This is a genomic window from Ilumatobacter sp., from assembly GCF_030065885.1.
Taxonomy (GTDB): domain Bacteria; phylum Actinomycetota; class Acidimicrobiia; order Acidimicrobiales; family Ilumatobacteraceae; genus Ilumatobacter.
Window position 1 is genome coordinate 1 of the sequence record NZ_JASJCS010000192.1, and the last position, 6,164, is coordinate 6,164.

The window sequence follows — 6,164 nt, forward strand, 5'->3', positions numbered from 1 at the left end:
GGTGTCCTCGGGGCGGGGGCGATCACGATGGGCGGCGAACATCGGTCGGGCGCCGAAGTGGACCGAATCGACGCCCCGCCACAGCGCTCCGGCGAGCTCGCCCAGTTGATCCGCCAATCCTGGAGCGATGTCGGCGAGGCCGGGTTCGACGGCGTCGTCGCGGACCGCCAGGATCGAGTCGGCGTCGGTCGCACCGCGGTACAGGTTCATCACCCCGTCGATCACCGCCGGGTTGATCGAGTACGCGGCCGCGGCGGCGACGGCCGGTGTCGTGTCGCCGAGCGAAGCGAGTCGCCACGCGACCACCCAGCCGGTGCCCCCCGGCACGCCCAGCGCCTCGTAGCCGGCGATCGCGCCCGGATCCCACATCATCCAGCCGACCAGGTCGTGGCACGCGACGCCCGCCCGTGCCGTCAGCGTGTTCCAATCCGTCATGCCCGGGACGTTACGTGCTCGCGACGCCGGTCGGGATCGGCGCCGGTCGACGCCGCCACGATCGATCGCCGTCGGACCTGCGAACATGCTGAGCGCCAACGACCGTCGACCCCACCGAGGTGACGAGACATGCAGGTGCTCCGCACTCCCGACGAACGATTCGCCGATCTGTCCGACTGGCCGTACGAGCCGCACTACGTCGACGTCGACGACCCCGACGGCGGAGGCCCGCTGAGGATGCACCACGTCGCGGCCGGGCCGGCCGACGGGCCGGTCGCCCTGTTGCTCCACGGTGAGCCGACGTGGAGCTATCTGTACCGGAAGATGATCCCGGGCCTGGTCGATGCGGGCTGCCGTGTCATCGCCCCCGATCTGATCGGGTTCGGTCGATCCGACAAGCCGGCCGCCCGTTCCGACTACACGTACCGGCGGCACGTCGACTGGGTGTCCGAGCTCGTCACCTCCCTCGACCTCAGCGGGGTCACGTACTTCGGGCAGGACTGGGGCAGCCTGATCGGGCTCGCCGTGGTCGCCCGGCACCCCGATCGCTTCCGCGGGATCGTCCTCGGCAACGGCGGCCTGCCCGATCCGGGCGATCTCGACGCCCTGATGGCAGCGGCTGCGACGTCGCACGACCCCGACGCGTTCAGCCGCTGGCAGGCGGTCGCCCGCGACGCCGATCACCTCGACGTCGGGCGCCTGCTCCGGGAGGGACTCGCCGGCATCGACGGCGTGCGGATCGACCTGACCGACGCCGAGGTGGCCGCCTACGACGCGCCGTTCCCCGATGCCTCCTATCAGGCCGGGATGCTCGAGTTCCCGGCGCTCGCCGGCGCACACGGTGCTGAGGGCGAGCCCTTCACGCTCTTCGCCGAGGCGTGGTCCGTGCTCTCGTCCTGGGAGAAGCCGCTGGTCTGCCGCTACGGGAAGGCCGATCCGGTGCTCGGCTGGTTCGACGACTACATGATCGCGAAGGTGCCGGGGGCGGCGGGACAGCCGCACGCCACCATTCCCGACGGCGGGCACTTCATTCAGGAGCAAGAGCCCGGCGCACTGGTCGACGCCATCCTGCACGTCGTCCGCACCGGCTGACGCGACACCTGCGGCCGCCTCGCCGCCTCGTTCTCGTCAGGGCGGTTCGAGGCCGTCGAGGACGGCGAGGTCGTGCACGTCGTCCCGGCGCAGCTCGTAGCCGGTGTGGAGGTGTCGCTGCTTGGCGACGGTGAGACAGGAGACGACGACCCCGCCGATCGCACCGGTCGTGAGAGCGTGTGCCGGGTAGTCGTGGATCTGGCCGTCGAGGCCGTGCTGCCACCATCCGCCGTGCCCGTCGTCGTGGATCGGATGGACGTCGACGCGTCGGTCGTCCACTGCGTCGCTGAGCTCGATGCGAACCGGGAGCCAGTCGGTGCTCACGACGAAGCCCGCCTCGCAGAGCTCTTCCGCGATCGACTCGACGCACTCGTGTTGCACGAGCAGGTCGAGGTCGCGGTGATCTCTCGTCTGCCTCCCGGCGAGGGCATCGACGCCCCAACCCCCGGCGACGATCGGCGTCGCACCGCAGTTTGCCGCGACCTCCAAGAACCACGCGACGTCGTCCACCTCGGTCGTCATCGGGACCGAGTCTTGCGCACCGGGGTCGGGCGGTCTCGAGCGCGTTCCGGCTGACAATGCGTCCCGCCTCTGCGACACTCGAATCGTGGGGTGGCGTCTGCTCGCCGACGTCGTGCTGGTGGTGCACCTGGGCTTCGTGCTGTTCACCGCCCTCGGCGCCCTGCTCGCCTGGCGATGGCGCCGCGTGCCGCTCGCACACGTCCCGGTCGTCGCCTACGGCGTCGTCATCGAGGTCTTCGGGTTCAGGTGCCCGCTGACGCCGCTCGAGAAGTCGTTGCGTCGGCGCGCCGGCGATGCCGGCTACGACGGCGGCTTCGTCGAGCACTACATCGTGCCGGTCCTGTACCCGGGCGAGTGGACGGCAACCGTTCGCATCTCGGTCAGCGTCCTGCTCGTCGCAGCGAACGTCGTCGTCTACTGGTTGCTCTGGCGGTCGAAGCGCACATCGCGCGCCGTCGAGCATCAGCGGACGAACACGAGCCGAGACCGGGTGGCGCCGTGACGCCGCGGAGTGACCCACGGTTCGTCGTCGACCAGTTCGAACCGGCCTACCTCGCGCTCCACCGGTCGGGAGAGCTGGCCGAGCGGGCGACCACCGCCGTGGCCGAGCTCGGGGACTGCCGAGCGTGTCCACGTGACTGCGGCGTCGATCGACTGGCCGACGAGACCGCGATCTGCCACACCGGCCGCCACGCCGTCGTTGCGAGCGCGTTCGCGCACTTCGGCGAGGAGGACTGCCTCCGGGGCTGGAACGGGTCGGGAACGATCTTCTTCGCGTTCTGCAACCTCCGCTGTGTCTTCTGCCAGAACTGGGACATCTCGCAACGGCAGTCCGGCCGGGAGATCCCCGCCGACGGCATCGCCGAGATCATGCTCGAGCTCCAACGCCGCGGCTGCCACAACGTCAACTTCGTCAGCCCCGAGCACGTCGCACCGCAGGTGATCGAAGCGATCGCCGCGGCGGCGCCGCTCGGCCTGCGCATCCCGATCGTCTACAACACGAGCGCGTACGACTCGCTCCGCACGCTGCAGCTCCTCGACGGTGTCGTCGACATCTACATGCCCGACTTCAAGTTCTGGCGACCCGAGACAGCGCGCCGCCTCGTCCGCGCCGCGGACTATCCCGAGCGGGCCCGCGAGGCGCTGCTCGAGATGCACCGGCAGGTCGGCGTGTTGAGGTTCGGCGACGACGGCGTGGCTCGGCGTGGTGTGCTGGTCCGGCATCTGGTCATGCCCGGTGCGGAACACGAGACGACATCGATCATGCGGTGGCTCGCCGACGAGGTGTCGGTCGACACCTACGTGAACGTGATGGCGCAGTACCGGCCGGATCACCGGGTGCCGGGTAGCGACCGCTATGCGGACATCGACCGCCGGCCACACGCGAGTGAGATCGACGCCGCCTACGAGTCGGCTCGGCAGGCCGGGCTCTGGCGGTTCGACGAACGAGTCGGGTGATCGGGTCGGCCCGTGCGCCGCTGTCGCTGTCGCCGGTCATGCGATTCAGTCGGCGGCCGGCGCCGGTTCGGGTGGGCCCGCCGGCTCGGACACGACCAACGCCGCCAGCCAGGTTGCGATCGGCACCGATGCGATGATCCCGACCGACCCAACGAGCGCTCGCACGACCTCGGTGGCGACGAGCTCGCGAGTCACCGCCCCACGGATGCTCTGGCCGGCCTCGGTGAAGAACAGCAGCAACGGCAGCGCCGCTCCGACGTAGGCGAGGAACAGCGTGTTGACGGTCGACGAGATGTGGTCGCGGCCGATCCGGATCGCCGGCGCGACGAGCTCACGCATCGACATCTCGGGGCGCACCTGCTTGAGCTCCCAGACCGCCGACACCTGTGTGACCGTGACGTCGTCGAGCACGCCGAGCGCCCCGATGACGATCCCGGCGAGCAGGATCCCGCGGGCGTCGATGCCCTCGGCGAGGCCGCCCAGCATCACACTCGTCTCGTCGGACAGGCCGGTCAGGTGTGTCGTGCGCACGAAGGCCCATGCGAGGACCGCCGTGAGCAGCAGGCTCGCCAGGGTCGACACCAGGGCGACGGCGGTGGCCAGACCGAACCCGTGCGCGAGGAACAGCGCTGCGAACGCGATCAGCGACGCGCTCACCAGCGCGACCGTCAGCGTGTTCGAGCCGTCCAGGATCGCCGGCAGCGTGAAGACGACGATCACCAGCAAGCTGAACGCGAGGCCACCGAGCGCGCCCACGCCCCGCCAGCGCCCCACCAGCAGGACGGCGACCACGAAGATCGCCAGCAGCCAGATCATCGCGCCCGAGCGCTGGTAATCGTAGAACGAGAACGCCGGTTGACCCGACTGGGTCGGGAACCAGGTGACCAAGATGTCGTCGCCCTCGTCGAGGAACCCGTCGGGCGTCGCCTCCTCGAACGCGCCGAGCTCGCCGGCGAACGGCCCGTCGCTCATCTCGAACTCGACCCATCGGCAGCGGTCGAGCGGGCTGTACGAGCACGGCAGGAGCTCGATCGAGACGATGTGGGCGCTGATCGTGTCGGCCTCGAGCAGCAACGGGTCGCTCGACTCGTCGTCGCCGGCCGGCCACAGCAGCACGGCTGCGAGCAGGGTCAACAGTGCGCCGACGGCGACCGCTCCCCAGAGCCAGCGTCCTGCGACGGCGTTCACCGACGGGGGGACGGCATGTGAGGTGTGGGTGTGGGCCGTGGTGGCGACGCCGTCGACGTCGGGTTCCGGGCTCGCTCGGTCCGTCACCGGACCACCCTCGCACAGCTCGGGCGCGAGTGAGCGTCATTCGGATCGCCGCCCGCCGTTCGCGAGACTGACGTCCAGCGCCGCTCGCCGGTCGGCCCTGCAGACACCGAGGAGGGATGATGCTGCGGCGAGCGCACTCGCACGTTCCGGGCGCCGAACCACCGAGGGCGATCGCCGTCGTCGTCGCACTCGGTCTGGCGACGGTTGCGTGTTCGAGCGGAGCGGGCACCCCGACGACGCAGGGCGCTGCCCAGCCGACGACCGCCGTGACCGACCCCGGGGCCGGCGCCGACCACCGCGCCCCCGGTCGGTTCGACCGTCGCTGCCGAGCCGACGGCGAGCAGCACGGTCCCACCCACGCCGGCCTCGACCCAACCCGCGTCGGCCGGCGAACCGATCGACGCGGAGTTCCTCGCCGGCATCGTCGACGGCCTGGACGTTTCCGATGGCGGCGTGCTGTTCGCCGTGCTCGATCGGGGTGGCGCCGTCGCGCATGCGAGCGCCGGGGGTGACCGTGACGGCGTCGCGCCCGCCCCGACCGACACGTTCCGCGTCGGCAGCATCACCAAGGTGTCCACGGCCGTCGAAACCCTGACCCTCGTCGATGACGGACTCGTCGACCTCGACGCGCCTGCGGTCGACGACGTCAGCCGGGTCGCGGTACCGGCGGATGTGAGCGTCCGCGACCTGCTGGCGCACCGAAGCGGCATTCTCAACGTCACCGATCGGCGCGATTTCTTCACCACCGTCGACGAGGTCCCGGAGCGTGTGTGGACGCCCGAGGAGCAGCTCGCCGTGATCGCCATCGCCCTTCGCTGTTCGAACCGGGTACGCAGTTCCGGTACTCGAACACCAACTACCTCATCCTCGGCGTGCTCATCGAGGAGATCACCGGCCAGCCGTATCACGAGGTCGTTCGACGGCGGATCATCGAACCGCTCGATCTGGCCGCCACCTACCTCGATGGATTCGAGGAGGTGCCCGCGCCGTTCGATCCCTACGGAGGCAGCGATCCGAGCGCACCCGACGAGCAGTACGACTCCACCTCGATCACCACCGCCGCGTGGGCGGCAGGTGCGATCGTCAGCTCGGCCGAGGACCTCCACCGGCTGTGCGCGGCGCTGTTCGACGACCGCATCATCTCGGCAGCTTCCGTGGCGGAGATGACCGCCGGCGGGGAGTACGGCCTCGGCGTCGAGCTGTCCGACTGGCCGAGGGGCCTGGTCGGGCACGGCGGCGCGATCTCCGGCTACGGCACGTTCGTGCGTCACTCGGTCGACACGGGGACGACAGCGTTCTTCGCCGCGACCGATCTCGGCTTCAACCCGATCTCTGCGATCGTCGCCGTGCTCGACGCAGTGGTCGACGCCGGTCGCTGACCC

At 70.3% G+C, this 6,164-nt stretch carries 7 protein-coding genes and 1 pseudogene; 5 read left to right on the forward strand and 3 right to left on the reverse strand.

The window, feature by feature from the left end; all coding sequences use genetic code 11:
• The coding region (locus QNJ12_RS23375; RefSeq protein ID WP_300626467.1) for a hypothetical protein at positions 1 to 435 on the reverse strand (435 nt) is incomplete at its 3' end.
• A 129-nt stretch (positions 436 to 564) separates the two neighbouring features.
• Between QNJ12_RS23375 and QNJ12_RS23380 the strand changes: the two genes are divergently transcribed.
• A complete protein-coding gene (locus QNJ12_RS23380; protein WP_300626469.1) occupies positions 565 to 1,527 on the forward strand; it encodes a haloalkane dehalogenase in 963 nt (320 codons plus the stop codon).
• Between the two features lie 36 nt (positions 1,528 to 1,563).
• Here QNJ12_RS23380 and QNJ12_RS23385 read toward each other — a convergent pair whose 3' ends face one another.
• Complete coding sequence (locus tag QNJ12_RS23385) at positions 1,564 to 2,049, reverse strand: hypothetical protein (protein WP_300626471.1); 486 nt, start codon at positions 2,047 to 2,049, stop codon at positions 1,564 to 1,566.
• A gap of 85 nt (positions 2,050 to 2,134) precedes the next feature.
• On the opposite strand from QNJ12_RS23385, the gene QNJ12_RS23390 reads away from it, so the two are divergent.
• Both QNJ12_RS23390 and QNJ12_RS23395 read left to right on the forward strand, forming a co-directional pair.
• Positions 2,135 to 2,551 carry a DUF2784 domain-containing protein gene (locus QNJ12_RS23390; RefSeq protein WP_300626473.1) on the forward strand — a complete coding sequence of 139 codons (417 nt, stop codon included), beginning with the start codon at positions 2,135 to 2,137 and terminating at the stop codon, positions 2,549 to 2,551.
• Positions 2,548 to 3,507 (forward strand): radical SAM protein, encoded by a 960-nt coding sequence (locus tag QNJ12_RS23395; protein WP_300626475.1) that lies wholly within the window; start codon positions 2,548 to 2,550, stop codon positions 3,505 to 3,507. Before QNJ12_RS23390 ends, QNJ12_RS23395 begins: the two co-directional genes overlap by 4 nt.
• A 45-nt stretch (positions 3,508 to 3,552) precedes the next feature.
• Here the strand turns inward: QNJ12_RS23395 and QNJ12_RS23400 are convergent, their stop codons facing one another.
• Positions 3,553 to 4,782: a YibE/F family protein gene (locus QNJ12_RS23400; protein WP_300626477.1), complete on the reverse strand. Its 1,230-nt coding sequence runs from the start codon at positions 4,780 to 4,782 to the stop codon at positions 3,553 to 3,555.
• Positions 4,783 to 5,235: 453 nt separating this feature from the next.
• Between QNJ12_RS23400 and QNJ12_RS23845 the strand changes: the two are divergent.
• Positions 5,236 to 5,523: pseudogene (locus QNJ12_RS23845) on the forward strand (serine hydrolase); the annotation flags it as partial.
• 29 nt (positions 5,524 to 5,552) lie between these two features.
• Positions 5,553 to 6,161 (forward strand): serine hydrolase, encoded by a 609-nt coding sequence (locus tag QNJ12_RS23405; RefSeq protein ID WP_300626479.1) that lies wholly within the window; start codon positions 5,553 to 5,555, stop codon positions 6,159 to 6,161.
• The last annotated feature ends 3 nt before the right edge of the window (positions 6,162 to 6,164 follow it).

Bases quoted from the DNA above. Each gene is read 5' to 3' on its own strand.
- QNJ12_RS23385 (WP_300626471.1), bottom strand. From the start codon at position 2,049: ATGACGACCGAGGTGGACGACGTCGCGTGGTTCTTGGAGGTCGCGGCA.
- QNJ12_RS23380 (WP_300626469.1), top strand. From the start codon at position 565: ATGCAGGTGCTCCGCACTCCCGACGAACGATTCGCCGATCTGTCCGAC.